Consider the following 19131-nt stretch of genomic DNA (forward strand, 5'->3'; position numbering starts at 1 on the left):
TGTTATGTACTGCTATGGACCTAGAAATACCCCAAGGATTGCATTGTTGCAGCAGGTGAGCAGCGACACGCGTAGGAAAAAACCGTAAATTTCGTAAAGTTTTCGTTACGAATTGGTCGCGATCGCGCAGCTATTGAGATTTCCCGGTTTGAAAAACGCTTTGCCTGTCACATAATCTTGACGACTATCTGAGCGACTCGAAAGAAAAATGCGATCGAGCGCGCACCGCAATACCCCTGTGGGAGCGGGCTTGCTCGCGAAAGCGCTGGCACGTCCAACATTGATGTATCAGGCAGGCCGCCTTCGCGAGCAAGTCGAATCGTCGCACCGCCATTCCCACAGGGTTTGCGTTGATACCAACCTTATTCATCGCTTTTCGGGTCTTTATATGCGTATCAAAGTCCACTGCCAGAACCGCATCGGCATCCTGCGCGACATTCTCAACCTGTTGGTGGAGTACGGGATCAACGTGGCCCGCGGTGAGGTGGGCGGTGAGCATGGCAACGCCATCTACCTGCATTGCCCGAACCTGATCAACATTCAGTTCCAGGCCTTGCGTCCGAAATTTGAAGCGATTGCCGGGGTGTTTGGCGTCAAGCGTGTAGGACTGATGCCCAGCGAGCGTCGGCACATGGAGCTCAATGCACTGCTTGGTGCGCTGGAATTCCCTGTGTTGTCGATCGACATGGGCGGTTCCATCGTCGCGGCCAACCGGGCAGCGGCGCAGTTGCTCGGGGTGCGGGTCGACGAAGTGCCGGGGATTCCCCTGTCGCGCTACGCCGAGGATTTCGATTTGCCGGAACTGGTGCGTGCCAACAAGTCGCGGATCAACGGGTTGCGGGTCAAGGTCAAGGGCGATGTGTTCCTGGCCGACATCGCGCCGCTGCAATCGGAGCATGACGACAGCGAGGCCATGGCTGGCGCGGTGCTGACGCTGCACCGCGCCGACCGGGTGGGCGAGCGCATCTACAACGTGCGCAAGCAGGAGCTGCGTGGTTTCGACAGCATCTTCCAAAGCTCGAAAGTCATGGCCGCCGTGGTGCGCGAAGCCCGGCGCATGGCGCCGCTGGATGCGCCGCTGTTAATAGAAGGGGAGACTGGCACCGGCAAGGAATTGCTGGCGCGGGCCTGCCATCTGGCCAGTCCTCGTGGGCAATCGCCGTTGATGGCGCTCAACTGCGCCGGTCTGCCGGAGTCCATGGCCGAGACGGAATTGTTCGGTTACGGCCCCGGTGCATTCGAAGGGGCGCGGGCCGAAGGCAAGCTCGGGCTGCTGGAACTGACGGCGGGCGGTACGCTGTTTCTCGATGGCGTCGGGGAGATGAGCCCGCGCTTGCAGGTGAAATTGCTGCGCTTCCTGCAGGACGGCTGCTTTCGCCGTGTAGGCAGTGATGAAGAGGTCTACCTCGACGTGCGAGTGATCTGCGCGACCCAGGTCGACCTGTCCGAATTGTGCGCTCGCGGCGAGTTCCGCCAGGACCTCTATCACCGCTTGAATGTGTTGTCGCTGCACATCCCGCCGTTGCGCGAATGCCTCGACGGTTTGACGCCGCTGGTGGAGCACTTCCTCGACCAGGCCAGCCGGCAGATTGGTTGCCCGCTGCCGAAACTGGCCCCGGCGGCCATGGAGCGGCTCAGTCATTACCATTGGCCGGGTAACGTACGGCAACTGGAGAACGTGCTGTTCCAGGCGGTTTCCCTGTGCGACGGCGGCACGGTCAAGGCCGAGCACATTCGTTTGCCGGACTATGGCGTGCGTCAGCCCCTTGGCGACTTTTCGCTGGAAGGAGGGCTGGACGAGATCGTTGGGCGTTTCGAGAAGGCGGTGCTGGAGCGGCTGTATTCCGAGCATCCGAGCAGTCGGCAACTGGGCAAGCGCCTGGGGGTTTCGCATACCACCATTGCCAACAAGTTGCGTGAGTATGAGGTGGGTAAGGACAACAGCATTTAAGATCAAAAGATCGCAGCCTTCGGCAGCTCCTACGTCGAACCCTGTAGGAGCTGCCGAAGGCTGCGATCTTTTGATCCGTTGCCGCGAAGCGGCATGACACCGCCGGTTTTTCGTCTCTGATACAAATCACCATTCCCTTCTGATTCCTCAAAGTCCCCTGTTTGCCGGGCCTCGCGCTGCCAAAAACAAGTTGGTCTGCAAATTGCTTATGGCTCAGCAGTACAGCAGTGGACGGCAAACGTCCGGCAGGCAGAGGAACAATTGTGGACAAGTACCTTTATGTGGCAATGACCGGCGCCAGCCAGAATGCACTGGCGCAAAAGGCTCATGCCAACAACCTCGCGAACATCTCCACCAACGGTTTCCAGAAAGACCTGGAGCAAGCCCGTTCGATGCCGGTGTTCGGTGACAGCTTTCCGGCGCGTGCGTTTGCCATGTCCGAACGCCCGGGCACGGATTTCTCCCCTGGTTCACTGGTGGAAACCGGTCGCGACCTCGACGTTGCCGTGCAAGGCAACGGCTGGATTGCCGTGCAGACGCCCGATGGCACTGAAAGCTACGTGCGCACCGGCAGCCTGAACGTTGACGCCCTGGGCGTGTTGCGCGCCGGCAACGGCATGCCGGTCATAGGCAATGGCGGGCCGATTGCCGTACCGCCGGAGCAGCAGATCGAAGTCGGCGAGGATGGCACCATCAGCATCCGCGCGTTGGGCGAAGGTCCCCGGGTGATGGCGGAAGTCGACCGCATCAAGCTGGTCAACCCGGACCTCAAGAACATGACCAAGGGTCTGGATGGTTCGATCCATACCAAGGACGGCCAACCGGCGCAGGCCGATGCCAACGTCAAGCTGGTGTCCGGTTTCCTCGAGTCGAGCAACGTCAATGCCGTGGAAGAGATGACCTCGGTACTGGCCTTGGCCAAGCAGTTCGAGCTGCACATCAAGATGATGAACACCGCCAAAGACGATGACCAGGCCATGGCTCGGGTCTTGCAGATCAGCTAATTACCAGAACGTCGCGCCGTAAAACAGGCGCACGAGGAGAATCGAATGCTTCCGGCTCTATGGGTTGCCAAGACAGGTCTGTCCGCCCAGGACACCAACCTGACGACCATTTCCAACAACCTGGCCAACGTGTCGACCACGGGTTTCAAACGTGACCGCGCCGAGTTCCAGGATCTGCTCTACCAGATCAAGCGCCAGCCTGGCGCCCAGTCGACCCAGGACAGCGAACTGCCGTCGGGCCTGCAACTGGGTACCGGTGTGCGCATCGTCGGCACCCAGAAAAACTTCACCGCCGGTAGCCTGCAAACCACCGAGCAGCCGCTGGACATGGCCATCGACGGTCGCGGTTTCTTCCAGATCCTGCAACCGGACGGCACCACGTCCTATACCCGTGACGGTACGTTCCACCTGGACTCCAACGGCCAGATCGTCAATGCCAGCGGCTTTGCCCTGGAGCCGGCCATTGTCATTCCGAACGAAGCGCAGACCTTCACGGTCGGCCGCGACGGCACCGTGTCCATCACCGTTGCCGGCAACCCGGCAGCCCAGGTGATCGGCAACCTGCAAACCGCCGACTTCATCAACCCGGCCGGCCTGCAGGCCGTGGGCAACAACCTGTTCCTGGAAACCGCCGCCAGCGGCGCGCCGCAAGTCGGCACTCCGGGCCTGAACGGTTTCGGCTCCACGCTGCAGAACACCCTGGAAACGTCCAACGTCAGCACCGTTGAGGAGATGGTCAACATGATCACCACCCAGCGCGCCTACGAGATGAACTCCAAGGTGATCTCCACCGCCGACCAGATGCTCTCGTTCGTAACGCAGAATCTGTAATCAAGTCTATGTGGCGGCCATTGGGCCGCCTGCAACACCGTGAGGTAGGGTCATGAATCGCTATGTATCTGTTCTGGCACTGAGTGGGATCACCGCGCTCGCAGGTTGCGTGCCTGCGACGCCCAAGCCCAATGACCCTTACTACGCTCCGGTGTTGCCGCGCACGCCGTTGCCGGCGGCCGCGAACAATGGCTCGATCTATCAGGCCGGTTTCGAACAGAATCTGTACACCGACCGCAAGGCGTTCCGGATCGGTGACATCATCACCATCACCCTGAACGAAAGGACCCAGGCCAGCAAAAACGCCAACTCGCAAATTGGCAAGAACAGCAAGGCCAACATCGGCCTGAGTTCGCTGTTCGGCAGCAGCGCCACCACCAACAACCCGTTCGGCGATGGCGACCTGAGCCTGAGTGCCAGCTACGAAGGTGACCGCGCGACCAAGGGTGACAGCAAGGCGGCTCAGGGCAACACCCTGACCGGTTCGATCACGGTCACCGTCGCCGATGTGTTGCCCAACGGCATCATCGCGGTACGCGGCGAAAAGTGGATGACCCTCAACACCGGCGATGAGCTGGTGCGGATTGCCGGCCTGGTTCGCGCCGATGACATCGCCACCGACAATACCGTGCCGTCGACCCGTGTCGCCGATGCGCGCATCACCTACTCGGGCACCGGTTCGTTTGCCGATGCGAGTCAGCCGGGCTGGTTCGACCGTTTCTTCCTCAGCCCGCTGTTCCCTTTCTAGGTGGCTACGTTGAATTTCAGAAGTCTCATGATGGCTGCGTTCCTGATGTCCGCAGCGTTCAACGTTCAAGCCGAGCGCCTGAAGGACATCGCCAGCATTTCCGGCGTGCGTTCCAACCAATTGATCGGCTACGGCCTGGTGGTCGGGCTAAACGGCACCGGCGACCAGACGACGCAGACCCCGTTCACCCTGCAGACCTTCAACAACATGCTCTCGCAGTTCGGCATCAAGGTGCCGCCGGGTTCGGGCAACGTGCAGTTGAAGAACGTCGCGGCGGTGTCGATCAGTGCCGATTTGCCGGCGTTCGCCAAGCCGGGTCAGCAGGTCGATATCACTGTTTCATCCATCGGTAACTCCAAGAGCCTGCGTGGCGGCACCTTGCTGTTGACGCCACTCAAGGGTATCGACGGTAACGTCTATGCGGTGGCCCAGGGCAACCTGGTGGTCGGCGGTTTCGATGCGGAAGGGCGAGACGGCTCGAAGATTACCGTCAACGTTCCGTCGGCCGGTCGCATCCCCGGTGGTGCGTCGGTGGAGCGTTCGGTGCCGAGCGGTTTCAACCAGGGCAACAGCCTGACGCTGAACCTCAACCGTTCTGACTTCACCACCGCCAAGCGCATCGTCGACAAGATCAACAACATGCTCGGCCCTGGCGTGGCCCAGGCCATCGACGGCGGTTCGATTCGCGTGACCGCGCCGCTCGATCCGAGCCAGCGCGTCGATTACCTGTCGATCCTGGAAAATCTCGAAGTCGATCCGGGCCAGGCGGTGGCCAAAGTCATCATCAACTCCCGTACCGGCACCATCGTGATCGGCCAGAACGTCAAGGTTTCCCCGGCCGCCGTGACCCACGGCAGCCTGACCGTGACCATTACCGAAGACCCGATCGTCAGCCAGCCCGGCCCTCTGTCCAATGGCACGACGGCGGTGGTACCCCGTTCGAAGGTCAACGCCCAGCAGGAAGCCAAGCCGATGTTCAAGTTTGGCCCCGGCACCACCCTCGACGAAATCGTGCGGGCGGTGAACCAGGTTGGCGCGGCACCGGGTGACTTGATGGCGATCCTCGAAGCGCTGAAGCAGGCCGGCGCCCTGCAAGCCGATCTGATCGTGATCTGAGGACGGCCATCGTGGATATGCGCAAGAGCGGTCTGGTCAGCAGCAGCGATTCGGGCTCCTATTCGGACCTCAATCGCCTGAATCAGCTCAAGGTCGGCGACAAGAACAGCGACGGCAATATGCGCAAGGTGGCGCAGGAGTTCGAATCGCTGTTCCTCGGTGAGATGCTCAAGTCCATGCGCTCGGCAACCGAAGCGCTGGGGCAGGACAACCCGATGAACACGCCGGCGGCCAAGCAGTACCAGGAAATGTACGATCAGCAGCTGGCCGTTTCCATGTCCCGCGAGGGCGGTGGTATTGGTTTGGCGGACGTGCTGATGCGCCAGATGTCGAAGAACAAGCCGTTGGCGCCGGGCGAGGCGGCCGCTGCATCGCTGGCCAAGCAAGAGGCTGCCAAGGCCGCCATGCAGACACCGGTGGCGGCCGGCACGGTGGCAATCAATGGCCCGTTGTCGCGGGTCAATGGCCAGCGTCCGTTGTGGGCTTCGCGCTCAATCCATACGCCACAAGAGGCGGGCGAGGGTGCTCATCGCAATGACATGGCGCTGATCAATCAGCGACGCCTGGCACTGCCACCGAAACTGGCTGACCGGCTGTTGGCCGGGCTGGTGCCTTCGGCGACGACCGCTGCCACCACGATGCTCAACCGGACAGCCTTGCCAGAGCGCACGACGAACACCGGCACGGGGCCGCTGTACAACGGCGACTGGCTGGCGACCGCGCAACAATCCTCCTCTGGAGGCATGCAGATCTACGGTCGCGCCATGGCGCAGATTCCGCTGGCGCCGGCGAAGAAAGCCTTCAGTTCCGCCGACCAGTTCGTCAACACCATGTTGCCGATGGCCAAGGAGGCCGCCGCACGGATTGGGGTCGATCCACGTTACCTGGTGGCTCAGGCGGCCCTGGAAACCGGCTGGGGCAAGTCGGTAATGCGTGCCCAGGACGGCAGCAGCAGCCACAACCTGTTCGGCATCAAGGCCGGCAATAGTTGGCAGGGCAATTCGGCGCGGGCGATCACCAGCGAATTCAGGAACGGGCAGATGGTCAAGGAGACGGCCGAGTTCCGCTCCTACGACTCCTACAAGGACAGTTTCCACGACCTTGTAACTTTGTTGCAGACCAACAATCGCTATCAAGATGTCGTGAAGTCGGCCGATAACCCAGAACAGTTTGTACGCGAGTTGCAGAGAGCCGGTTACGCAACCGATCCGAACTACGCGAGCAAGATTTCGCAGATAGCCAGGCAGATGACGAGTTACCAGAACTACGCTGCGGCGGGCGTTTCCACTACGCCTTTATAGGCACAAGGTATAAGGTCTGAATCATGAGTTTGCTCAATATCGGGATGTCGGGGCTGAGTGCTGGCCATAACTCGTTGGTGACGACTGGCAACAACATTGCCAACGTCGACACCGCCGGGTACTCGCGCCAGCAAACCGTGCAGGGCACCAAGGGGGCGATTCAGTACGGCAATGTCTACGTCGGCACCGGCACGACGCTGGCCGATGTGCGCCGGGTATACAACAGCTACCTCGATGCACAGTTGCAGACCACAACGTCGCTCAACAGTGATTCGGCGGCGTACCTTGGGCAAGTCACGCCACTCGATACCTTGCTGTCTGACAGTGGCACCGGTCTCAATGGTGCCTTGACCAAATTCTTCGCCTCGGTACAGAACGTCAATGCCAAACCGGGCGACGACGCCTCCCGCCAGTTGTTGCTCAGCGATGCCCAAGCCCTGAGCAATCGTTTCAATTCAGTGTCCAGTCAGTTGAAGTCGCAGAACGCGAACATCAACGGCAACCTGACGAACATGGCTGATCAGGTCAACAAACTGGCTACTACCGTGGCGCAGTTGAACAAGAAGATCAGCGAAATTTCCAGCACCGGCGGCTCGCCGAACGAACTGCTCGACGCTCGCAACGAAACCATGCGCCAGCTTTCGACCTTCACCGGTGCACAATATGTTGAGCGCGAGGGCAACGTAGATATCTATCTGGGCAGCGGTCAGCCGCTGGTGATTGGCGATACGGTTAACAAGCTGGAGGCTGTCCCAGGTAAAGATGATCCGGGACGTTTGTCGCTGCAGCTCAATCGTGGTTCGAGCACCATCGACATCACCTCGATCATGACCGGTGGTGAAATCGGCGGCCTGCTGCGTTATCGCAGCGAAGTACTCGATCCGGCCATGAACGAGTTGGGGCGCGTGGCGCTGGTCGTCGCCGATCAGATGAACAGTGTCCAGGCTCAGGGCATCGACAAGAACGGTGATTTCGGTTCGAACCTGTTCAACAGCATCAACAGTGCCGCGCAGATGTCTCAGCGCAGTATCGCTTCTACCGGCAACAGTGCCGGTTCCGGTAACTTCGATGTGAGCATCGAGGACACCGGCAAGCTGACCATCAATGATTACAAGGTCACGTTCACGAGCGCTACCGACTTCACCGTTCAGCGTCTGCCGGATAACACATCGATGGGTAGCTTCAGCACGGCGACCACGCCTGCGCCGGTGATAGATGGGTTCTCGATGTCGTTCAACGGTGGCGCAGCCAAGGGCGATACCTTCAAATTCACCCCGACACGTAATGCGGCAACCAGCATAAAGACCGAGATGACGGACTCCAAGCGTCTGGCGATCGCCGCGCCATTGGGCGCAGCGATCGCGGCGGGTGGTAGCGGTACGTTGACCATTCCGGCCAGTGGTCAGCCGACCCTGACCACGAAATTTGATATCTACGACTCGGCCACCACCACTGCGATGCAGAACGGCCTGAAAAACTCCATGCCGACCAAGGTCGTGTTTGGCGATGTTTCCGCCGACGGCACCAGCCAGACTTACCAGTTCCTGGATGCCAAAGGTGGCGTTATCAGCAGCGGCACTATCAAGCCGGGTGAAAACAACACCCTGAGTCTGACGGTACCGCTCAAGGACGCTACCGGTGCACCGATCCCGCCTGCACCTGCCACTCAGTACACCGTCAGCTTCGACATGGCCGTTGCCGGCTCCCCGGGCAAAGGCACCGCCATCAACGTCTCGCTCAGCCAGCCAGGCACGCTGGACAACCGTAGCGGCACGGCGCTGGCGAATTTGCAGACCAAGCAAACCGTGGACACAGGGTCGGCGAGCAAGGGCATTTCCCTGAACGATGCTTACGGCAAACTGGTTGAGGGTGTCGGCTCCAAGGCAGCCCAAGGCAAGCTGGACAGTGCTGCGACCGGCGCCATCCTGGCCAATGCCAAGGGCGCTCGTGACTCGCTTTCAGGTGTCGATCTCGACGAGGAAACCGGCAACCTGGTCAAGTATCAACAGTATTACACCGCCTCTTCGCAGATCATCAAGGCTGCGCAGGAAACCTTCAGCGTACTGATCAACAGTCTTTAAGGAGTCGTAGCTAATGCGCATTTCTACCGCCCAGTTTTACGAGTCCTCGGCAGCAAACTATCAAAAGAACTTTGCCAACGTCGTTAAAAGCAGCGAAGAGGTCAGCAGCCTCGTTCGTGTAAATACCGCCGCTGACGATCCGGTTGGCGCATCGCGTTTGCTGCAATTGGGGCAGCAAGCTTCGATGCTTGATCAGTACAAGACCAACACCAGTACCATCAAGGCGACGCTGGGTCAGGCCGAATCGGTGATGACCAGCATCAACAACGTGTTGCAACGTGCCAAGGAGCTGGCAATCGGTGCCAATAATGCCAGCTACACCGATGCGGACCGCCAGGCCAATGCCTCGGAGCTGGGTCAGATTGAAGCGCAATTGCTGAGCCTGATGAACAGCCAGGACGAAAACGGCAAATACATTTTTGCCGGTTCCAAGGGCAATACCGTACCGTTTACCCACAACTCGGATGGCACCTACAGCTACAACGGTGATCAGGTGACCCTGGATCTGCCGGTGGGTGATGGCATGTCGATGGCCAGTAATATCACGGGTTGGGATGTGTTCCAACAGGCGATCAACACCAGCCGCAGCCAGGTTACTCCCTCGGTGAATGATGGTCTGGCGAATCTGTCCAACGGGCAAGTGACGTCGAACGTGGCGTACAACAATAAATTCCGTGGCGGCGAGCCTTACACCATTGAATATGTCAGCGGTACCCAACTGAAAATTACCGATGGGGCTGGTAACGACAGAACTTCCGAGCTTTCGAATGGCGGAGTGGTCGGCACTGGCGTGAACCAGACCGTGAGCTTCCGCGGCGTGGATCTGACCCTGAGCGTCAACCTGCCGGCCGGTACCAGCTCTTCGGCACTCATCGGTCGTACGTTCAAACTGGCGGCCAAACCAGACACCTTCAACGTGGCACGCAGCCCGGGCAACCCGTCACAAACCCAGGTGACCGGCACCAACGTGACGGATCCGGCTGCCTATAAAGCCAGCTTTCCGAGTGGTTCGGCCGTTCTGAAGTTCACCAGCGCCACCGATTTCGACTTGTACGCGGCACCGATTGCCGCGGACAGCAGCCCAGTCTCCAGCGGCACGATGGTCGGCAACGTGGCGACCGCGTCGGGTGTGAGTTTCACGTTGAACGACACCGCGACTGACCCATTGGAAGCTGGCGATCAGTTCAACGTGGCGGTCAATACCCACGAAACCCAGAACATTCTGGATACCGTGAACCAGCTGAAAAACGCACTGAATACTCCAACCGACGGTGATGCCGTTGCCACCCAAAAGCAATTGTCGGCAATGACGTCGGGTATGGCCAACCTGGCCAGTGGTATTGACCAGGTGTCCGTCGGTTTGAGTTCGGTCGGTGGTCGCGGTTCGGCGCTGGATACTCAAAGCGACACTAATCAGGCATTGGTGTTGGCAAACTCTCAGACGCAATCGGCGATTCGTGATTCCGATTCGGCGGAAGTGATGACGCGGCTCACCTTGCAGCAGACCATGTTGCAAGCATCGCAGTTGGCGTTCAGCAAAATCTCCCAGTTGGGGCTGTTTAATAAGGTTTGAGGATATTTGAGGTCGTACCACTAACTCGGTGTGCTCTAGTTTATGTTCGCTTGAAATTGGCGAGCTTTTTTGTCAAGGACATAAGTCGTGAAGTTATATCCACTCGTCACTATCGTCATACCTGCTTTCTACTCGCGTTTTTTTGAGATGGCGATACAGAGTGCGGTAGATCAGACTTATGAAAACCTGGAGATCATCGTCTGCGATGATAGTGATGATGATGAGATCGAGCAGATGGTCATGGCCAGGATTCATGCGGGCCAGTCTGGCATACGTTATCTGCGTAATTCGCAACGTCTTGGATTCGCCGACAATCTTCAGCGGTGCGTGGACAATGCCCAGGGTGAGTTCATCAAGGTGTTGTGTGACGATGATCTACTGCTCGCGCATTGCGTGAGCGATCAGGCCCTTGCTCTGAATAGCTGCGCGGAGTCTAAACTTGTAATTTCTCCGCGTTTGTTCTCTGATGAAAATAATTACATCCTGCCGCATCGATTGCAGAACATCGCGCTACCACTTGGTGACAGTTTACTCAAGGGACAGGACATTCTGGCATTCCTGGACGGCCAAGCTGTCAGTTTTCTCGGTAACTTTTCATCCGCCTTGATGCGTACTAGTGATTTACGAGACCTGCTACCAGCGCTGACTCAGCCAGGCCAGGGTTTCCTGGCAATCCTGGATCTGGTGATGTTTGTTTGCCTGCTACGTCGGGCTGATTTGATCATGCTCCATAGGACTGGCTCCGTAGAGCGATTGCATCCAAATCGTTTGAGCAGGCAGGTTGATACCCTGCTTCAAGCAAAAAACGAATGGAGTTGGCTCATGCAGATGCTTTCGTCGCGTACGGGGGAAGACGCACCTGCAGACGGCTGGGTACGCTTTGTCGATCTCATCGACACCCAAATTTCACCCCGGCAATGGAAAGAGTTACCGATCCAGAGAATATTGGGTACGTGGCAAACCCGACTGTCTTCAAGGGTCGGCAGTGATTGTGAGAGTTACGATGAGCTTTATCAGCAATGGCTCTCCTGCCGGAAGCTTTCTGACGTTCAGCGCCGCTTGTTGCCACAGACCATCGCCGCCTGGCCTGCCAGGCCACGAATCATTTTGGTCGTGCTTGACCCTGAGGGAAACGACAGCGATGTGCGGTCTACCCTGGCTAGTCTAGCCGGCCAACTGTATACAGCATCAACCGTTGTGGTGTTTTCCAATACCTTTGTCGAACATAACGGACACCTGATCACTGGCAAATTTCAAAAAGATTGGCCCTCTCAGGTCAATGAATTGCCAGCTCAGTTAGCTGGCGATTGGATCTATCTGCTGCGAGCTGGCGACGTCTTGAGCGAATCGGCATTGCTGGTACTGGCGGAGCGTATTGCTACCATACCGAATCTGGCCTGTGTGTACAGCGATGAGGGCGAGCTAAAGGAGGGGCGCTCTTTCGAGCCGGTGTTCAAGCCCGATTTCAATCTGGACTTGCTTCGAAGCTACCCTTACGTAGGGCGATCCCTCGCGTTCTCTTGCCAGACACTCGTGGAGCTTGGCGGTTTTAATACCGATTTTGGTGAGCTTGCGCCCCATGATCTGCTTTGGCGAATTGTGGAGACAGCTGGGCTGGCGGCCATCGAACACATCGCCGAGGTTCAGGTCGAATCAATATTTACTTTCGCCCAGTGGGTTTCATCTTCTGAAGTCACCGAACAAAACTCACGAGTGTTATCTGCACACCTTCAACGACTGGGTGTCGCCCATCAGCTCAACAGGGAAGGGCAGCCTTGGCTCAATCGGGTCGACTATCTGCTTGATCAACAACCCATGGTTTCGATTATTGTCTCCAGTGGTGAGGATCTCGAAACCTTGCAGGTCTGTGTCGAAGGGCTCATTGAACATACAGCTTATACCCGCTACGAAATACTGATCGTCAGCGGGCAAAAGTCCACGATTGAAATGCATAACTGGCTCGAGGCCATGTCGCATCTGGCGCCTTCCATGCTCAGGGTGCTGCACACTCCCGGACCGGATACATTCGCGGGTGCCGTTAACTTTGCTGCCGGGCAGGCGCGGGGTGATTTTATTTTGCTGCTGTCGCCCACATTACGTGTACTCAATGGCAACTGGCTGAATGAATTGTTGAATCATACAGTACGCCCCGAAGTCGGTGTTGTCGGGCCCAAGGTGGTCAGTGTCGAGGGAAAAACTGTCGGCATGGGGGCTGTATTGGCATTGGACTCATGCGCAACGGCGGCGTTTGAAGGCATCGACGCGCACAGCCCTGGTTACATGCAGCGCTTGCAGGTAGTGCAAAACTGGAGTGCTGTCAGCTGCGCCTGCCTGATGGTTCGCAAAGAGGTTTTTCAGAGTGTCGGTGGACTGGATGAACACTCGTTTGGTGTCGCCCTTGCTGGCGTCGACTTTTGTCTGAAAGTCGGTTCTCAGGGTTATCTGGTGGTCAGCACCCCCTATGCAACGGTGCTTGGTTCCCCTGCTTCATATCTTACGATCACTGGGAACTCTGCGAAGGACCTGGAGGAACGGGATGCGCTTTATCGCCGATGGCTTCCCACATTTGTCAAAGATCCCGCCTACAGCCCCGTTCTGAATCCTGCCAAAGCCAATTTTGCACTGGATCCTGGGGTGATAAGTGGTTGGGCCCCGTTTCGCTCACGTTCACTTCCCTTCGTTCTTGGGTTGCCAGTGAACGCTTCTGCTGTAGGGCATTATCGCGTCGTGCAGCCATTTTTACAGCTTGAGTCGGCAGGTCACATAACCGGGCGCTGTAGCTATGAGACTCCGGGTGTCATGGGTTTTGAGCGGATGAAACCGGATATCGTGATCTTTCAACTGCGTCACACGGCGTCAGCCGTGGATGATATGGCGCGGTTAAAAAGATTTTCCGATGCCAGGAGTATCTTCGAAATTGACGATTACATCCTTGATGTGCCGAAGAAGAATATTCACGCAAGGGACAAGCCCGCTGATGTCCGGGAACAGTTGCAGCGAGGTATTGCGCAATGTGAGCGAGTCATCGTTACCACTAATGCTTTGGCCAATGCATTGAGCGACATGCATCACGATATCCGGGTCGTTCCCAATATGCTCGCGCAGCATCTCTGGAGCGGCGTGCGCAGTATGCGCGGAACGTCGAGCAAGCCACGAGTCGGCTGGGGAGGAGGCACCAGCCATACCGGAGATCTGGAAATCATCGCTGAAGTGGTGCGAGAGCTGGCAGATGAAGTCGAGTGGGTGTTTTTTGGTATGTGCCCCGACGCGTTACGACCTTACATTCATGAATTCCATCCTTGCGTACGCCTTGATGCCTATCCGCAGAAGCTGGCCAGTCTGAATCTCGATCTGGCGCTTGCTCCGTTGGAGTTCCATTTGTTCAATGACTGCAAGAGCAATCTGCGCTTGTTGGAGTACGGCGCGTGCGGTTACCCCGTTGTCTGCTCCGATACAGAAGCTTACCGCGGTTATCTGCCGTGCACGCGCGTGCGCACCAACAGTACTCAGGAATGGCTTGAAGCTATTCGCATGCATTTGAATGATCCCCAGGGCAGCTACCGCATGGGAGATGAGTTGCGGACTGTTGTTCTGCGTGACTTTGTACTTAGTCAAAACAATCTTCAGCCATGGGTTAATGCCTGGCTGGTTAACTGATCATCAGTTCAACTTGGCGATCTGTCAGGTTCGACATTGAATTTCTGAATTAAGGGTTCTGCTATGGGTGAAGAGTCAATGGCAGCTGCGTCGACGCTAAATGACGTCACAATCATCCTGCTGGGACGTTCCGGATCAAATTATTTGCAAAGAGCAGGCGGGTATTATCGTTCCCGAATCTCCAATGTGATGACGGTGAGTATGGATGTGGCGGGTAAGCCAACATCCCGATCAACCGCAAAAAATTGGAAGCCTGCGCTTATTGCCAGCTTGCGGGCTGTTGTTACGCCGTATGTCGTACTGGCTTCAGAAAGCGACTTTCTGTTGTTCGATGCACTAGAGGAAAACATAGGTTTTTTGAATACGCATCTGCAGTATTCGCTTAGCCAAGGCTATGTGCTTGGTTATCGACCTGATAATGGCTGCACTGGCTTTTACAAGCAGGGCGCGGCACTTGTGAAGTATAACGACGCGCAGTCCTCACTTGATCGGATCAGCCGGTTCACGGCATGCGGGATCGAAGCCTGGCGAGCAGTCGTCAGAACACAAGTCTTGTTACAGGTCGCTCAGGATCTGCCGAACGAGCTTGCATTTGAAGGGGCAATGGCAGCTCTGTCGTTCGGGCTGCTGGCCGAGCACAGCGCCGCGATCCTGCCTGTGACCCATGGCCTGGTTGAATACACCGCCGACGCAACAATTGCCGATAACCTTGATGTTGAGCGTGCTCGCCTCACACCGGTTGTCCGTCAATGGGACGCAGATCGTTGGCAATTGTGCAATACGGAAGCGGGAAGCAAAGTCCTCGAAGGATTCGTCAGGGTTTTTCTGAGCGTTCGCACTGCGCCGCTGCTGTTTACTTCCCGTTGGACCAGTGTGTCGCAAAAGCCACAGTGGAGTTTTGAAAGCCGCCAGTTCGTCGAGATGCCTTATTACGACTTGGGGTTGTTCAATTCGCTGGAGCAGTTGGAGTGCATTGTCCACGCCAGGCCAGCCGGGTCGCAACACATCCATGCTCTGGAAGGCGTATGGGTGCGCCAGCGTGAGCTAATGGCCGTACACCTGAACGATACGCCCGATAGTCTGCGGCTGCGTTATCAGCAGGCGTTCTCGCTCGGTATGTTTAACAGGCAAGTCATCGAGCGATTAATCGCATCACTTGATGCAGTACAGGACACGTTACAGGCACAGCAGATCAACACTTGGCACCAGCGGTTGATCGCATCAGGTGCTGTGCACGTTGAGCATCTGCTTGAGCAAACCCCATCCGGTCAGATACTTGAAGCTATCCAATGCGCAGCACCTGACGATGCCAGCACAGCGCGGGTTCTCAAACATCTGGAAAAGCATCCATCGCCTCAAGTTACATTTCTGCTCATTGATCTACAGGGCAATGACGAGGCCCTGCAAAGAACCTTCGATAGTTTGATTGCCAGCGGTTTACGTACGTTCAAGATCGTGGTTTTGCGCGACGGTAAGCTAGCGACAATTACCACGATCGAAGATACGGTGCATTTTGTAAAAGTCTCCGAAGACAACCTGATTGCACGTTTGAACCAGTTGGTTGGCCAGCTTTGCACTGAATGGCTGATGGTACTTGATGCAGGGGATGTTCTGGCCCGTGGCGGTCTTCTGCGCCTGCATACCGAGCTGCCTGGCGCGAGCGAGTGTCGGGCGATCTCGGCGAATGAAATTCATCGCGATGTTGATGGTCGGCTGGTCAGTCTGGTGCGCCCGGGAACCAATCTTGAACTGCTACGAAGCCGTCCGGATTTGATGTCTAAACATTGGCTGGTTCGTCGTCAGGAAGTTATGAATCTTGGCGGTTACAGCAATGCCTGTCCGGAGACGTTTGAGTTCGACCTGTTGCTTAGAATGATTGAACGTCAGGGCTTGGCCGGCTTGGCCCATATGGACGAATACCTGGTTATCAGCGACAGCCCCGGCGACTCGATGAATGCAGAGGCGATCGAGACATTGAAGCGCCATCTGGCAATTTTGGGTTATAGCGCGCAGGTCGATCTCGTGGCGGGCAAAACGTTAAATATCGATTATCGTCACTACCAGACTCCGCAAGTCAGCATTTTGTTGGCTGCGGAGAATGATCTCCAGGCACTCAAAGAGTGTCTTGGGCGTGTAACCCAGCGCACCCGCTACCAGCATTACGAAGTCATTGTCGTCGCAGATTCCGCCTGCCCCGAGGAAATCCGCAGCTATTTGTCCAGATTCGAAGGTAATGGTGGACGGATCAAAGTGCTTTGGAGCCCGCAAGTTCTGTCACGGGCCGAGCTCTTCAACCAAGCTTGCCAGTACGCGTCGGGCGAATATCTGGTGCTGTTGTCCAGTCGTAGTCATATCGCGACACCGGCTTGGATCGAATGGATGTTGAAACAGGCTCTGCGCCCGGAAGTCGGGATTGTCGGGTGCAAGATGCAGGATGTCGATGGATTCATCAGTCATGCCGGATACGATCTCGTTGCCACGACAAGGGTCGTCTCCCCGTGGGTCGGGCTTTCGCACACGGCATTGGAACCAGCTCTGGGAGTCGGTAGTGAGCGTAGTTGCCAGGCGGTTTCGAGCGACTGCCTGATGGTACGTAAATCCATATTCAAGCAGGTGGGAGGCCTTGAGTACTTTGAGCGCAGCTCCGTCGCCGGTGATTTGGATTTCTGTCTGAAAGTGGCTCAGGCGGGCTGGTCCACAGTTTGGGCTCCGCAGGCGCAGGTGATTAATCCGGGTGTACTGGCCGATGAACTGGCACGCGCAGCCGTTGTGTCCGAGCGCTGGCCCGGCGCTTTTACGGCTCGTACGGAGGTCGAGGGGAAGTATGGTATCGATGTTTCGAGAACCGTATCAGATCGACAATCGCCCGAATTGACTTGGCTTGCAGCCCTGGAGGATGGCCAGTGATCGATGGCAAAGTAGTTGGCTGTGGCATCACCACGTTCAATCGTCCAGAGCAGTTGCAACGGTTGTACCGGTCGTTACCGTCGGGAATCATTGATCATGTGGTTGTGGTCAACGATGGCCGACCCTATGAGCCCGATTTTGGCGATGAAGCTTATATCTTCATTCAGAATGAACAGAACCTGGGTGTGGCCAAATCAAAGAATAAAGCCATTGAACATCTGCTCAAGGTGGGGGCGGAGCATATTTTTTTGATTGAGGACGATATATTCGTTCAAGACTCGACAGTGTTCGAGCGTTACATCGAGGTGTCTCGCGCCACGGGTATTCAGCACCTCAACTTCAGCCAGCATGGATTGATGAACAAGGCATCGGACGGTAGCCCGAATCCACGTGTCACCATCACGTACGAGGGAGGCTTGCAGGTTCCGTTTTATCCCCATTGTGTAGGAGCGTTCTCTTATTATTCCAAGCGTTGTCTGTTGGACGCAGGAGGAATGGATGAGGGTTTTTACAACGCCTTCGAGCATGTCGAGCACACGCTCAGGATCATTCAGTCCGGGCAGCATCCAGCGTTCTGGTATTTTGCAGACATCCCCGCTTCGGCCAGCTATCTGGGGGATGAAGCCTGGAGTGTCGAACAGTCGACCATTTCATCCAGGGTCGATCGTGACCTGATTGCCCGTAACGCAACCGCCTACTTCCAGGAAAAACACGGCGTTGTACCAGTGGCTTTGCCATTGGCCACAACCGAGGAGTTTATTGCAGGCCTGCAGAATATCCTTGCACGATACGGCTGGTCTCGGCAGGGCAAGGCTGCGCCTGCCATCAGCAGCGAACGAGGAATGGCACTGGCTCACAAGTATTGTGTAGGCAGTGGGATAGAACTCGGCGCAGCGGCACACAACGCATTCTATTTGCCGCAGTGCCTGAATGTTGCGCCGAGTGACGGTGTCAATTATGTGCATGAGCGCGACTTGGCGGACTATCTCAAGTACAAGCAGGCTCAGGTTGATCGGACTGGAGAGATGATCAATGTGGACCTGGTGGGTGACTTTCAGTCCATTCACTGTAGTGATCAGGCTTTCGACTATCTCATTAGCTCCCATGTGATCGAGCATGCGCCCAATGTGCTGGCTGCCTATGTTGAGTCGCAGCGAGTATTGAAAGACTTTGGTGTGTTCTTTTGTATTTTTCCCAAGCGAGTGGCGGCAAAAAGTGATGCCACACGCGCATTGAGCACATTGCCTGCGATGATAGAGGCGTTCCAGATGGGCATCGATGTTCATTCGATGCCTGAGAACGACTGGCGAGAGCACTATCAAGTGTTCTCGTTGCAAAGCATGTTGCGGGTGATCAACCACCTCAACAATAGCGGTTTGGGCAGCTGGTACATCGAATGTGTGGAGGAAACCGACAGCAAGGTCGGCAATGGGCATACTATTGTATTGCGCAAATTCGAAGGACTCGCCGGATCCCGTTGGCCTGAGGAGACGGCGTTTGCCAATGAGTTCAGTCGTCTGTGGGAGGCCGGGCAGTTGGGTGAGGCTTTGGCGATGCTAAAGGTATCCTTGTCCTATGAGTTTTTCGATGCGGTAAAATTGCATCTTGCCGCCCATCTCAGTCGAGAGTTGGGAGATATGCATGAGGCGGTTGAGTTCTTGCGCCAGGCATTGATTGTCGAGCCGGAGAACGAAGAATTCCGCAAGGTCTTTTATGACTGGACAGGCAGCTTTTTCACCAATCCGGTGTTGTAAATACACCTTCTGCCGGTAGCAGCCCGATGTAGGCGGTATAGATCAACAGGAGCAACGAACACCGGGTGATGAGTAAAATATGCGAAATCGTGACTTGGCAGTCGAAACGTGCATCTTTACTCTAATCAGCCGCCGCACCGGCGTCGGGTGTGATCGCAGAGGTGGCCGCCTGCTGCTGTCTAGCCTTGGACGTTCGTGAAAATCCGCC

The 19131-nt window shown here is 56.7% G+C and carries 11 protein-coding genes; all 11 read left to right on the forward strand.

Annotated elements, in window-relative coordinates:
• Positions 1-388: 388 nt before the first annotated feature.
• The 11 genes from ACM6IT_RS10030 (at position 389) to ACM6IT_RS10080 (ending at position 18923) form a co-directional block, all read left to right on the forward strand.
• Entirely contained in the window at positions 389-1951 is a 1563-nt protein-coding gene (locus tag ACM6IT_RS10030) for a sigma-54-dependent transcriptional regulator (protein ID WP_056721509.1), read from the forward strand.
• A gap of 263 nt (positions 1952-2214) precedes the next feature.
• Entirely contained in the window at positions 2215-2955 is a 741-nt protein-coding gene (locus ACM6IT_RS10035) for a flagellar basal body rod protein FlgF (RefSeq protein WP_056721511.1), read from the forward strand.
• Between the two features lie 45 nt (positions 2956-3000).
• Positions 3001-3786 (forward strand): flagellar basal-body rod protein FlgG, encoded by a 786-nt coding sequence (gene flgG / locus ACM6IT_RS10040; RefSeq protein ID WP_056721513.1) that lies wholly within the window; start codon positions 3001-3003, stop codon positions 3784-3786.
• Between the two features lie 52 nt (positions 3787-3838).
• Positions 3839-4534, forward strand: a complete 696-nt coding sequence (gene flgH, locus ACM6IT_RS10045) for a flagellar basal body L-ring protein FlgH (RefSeq protein ID WP_414913083.1) — start codon at positions 3839-3841, stop codon at positions 4532-4534.
• Between the two features lie 27 nt (positions 4535-4561).
• Positions 4562-5650: a flagellar basal body P-ring protein FlgI gene (locus tag ACM6IT_RS10050; RefSeq protein ID WP_056721516.1), complete on the forward strand. Its 1089-nt coding sequence runs from the start codon at positions 4562-4564 to the stop codon at positions 5648-5650.
• 11 nt (positions 5651-5661) lie between these two features.
• A complete protein-coding gene (gene flgJ, locus ACM6IT_RS10055) occupies positions 5662-6951 on the forward strand; it encodes a flagellar assembly peptidoglycan hydrolase FlgJ (protein ID WP_414917909.1) in 1290 nt (429 codons plus the stop codon).
• 23 nt (positions 6952-6974) lie between these two features.
• Positions 6975-9032: a flagellar hook-associated protein FlgK gene (gene flgK / locus ACM6IT_RS10060; RefSeq protein WP_414917910.1), complete on the forward strand. Its 2058-nt coding sequence runs from the start codon at positions 6975-6977 to the stop codon at positions 9030-9032.
• 13 nt (positions 9033-9045) lie between these two features.
• Positions 9046-10605, forward strand: coding sequence for a flagellar hook-associated protein 3 (locus ACM6IT_RS10065; protein WP_414913085.1), 1560 nt, complete (start codon positions 9046-9048; stop codon positions 10603-10605).
• 87 nt (positions 10606-10692) lie between these two features.
• A complete protein-coding gene (locus ACM6IT_RS10070; RefSeq protein WP_414917911.1) occupies positions 10693-14262 on the forward strand; it encodes a glycosyltransferase in 3570 nt (1189 codons plus the stop codon).
• A gap of 63 nt (positions 14263-14325) precedes the next feature.
• On the forward strand, positions 14326-17169 hold the full coding sequence (locus ACM6IT_RS10075; RefSeq protein WP_414917912.1) for a glycosyltransferase family 2 protein: 2844 nt from the start codon (positions 14326-14328) through the stop codon (positions 17167-17169).
• Positions 17166-18923 (forward strand): methyltransferase domain-containing protein, encoded by a 1758-nt coding sequence (locus tag ACM6IT_RS10080; RefSeq protein ID WP_414917913.1) that lies wholly within the window; start codon positions 17166-17168, stop codon positions 18921-18923. The genes ACM6IT_RS10075 and ACM6IT_RS10080 overlap by 4 nt, the downstream gene beginning before the upstream one ends.
• Positions 18924-19131 lie beyond the last annotated feature (208 nt).

Source organism: Pseudomonas sp. IT-P4 (assembly GCF_949767755.1).
GTDB classification, from domain to species: domain Bacteria; phylum Pseudomonadota; class Gammaproteobacteria; order Pseudomonadales; family Pseudomonadaceae; genus Aquipseudomonas; species Aquipseudomonas monachiensis.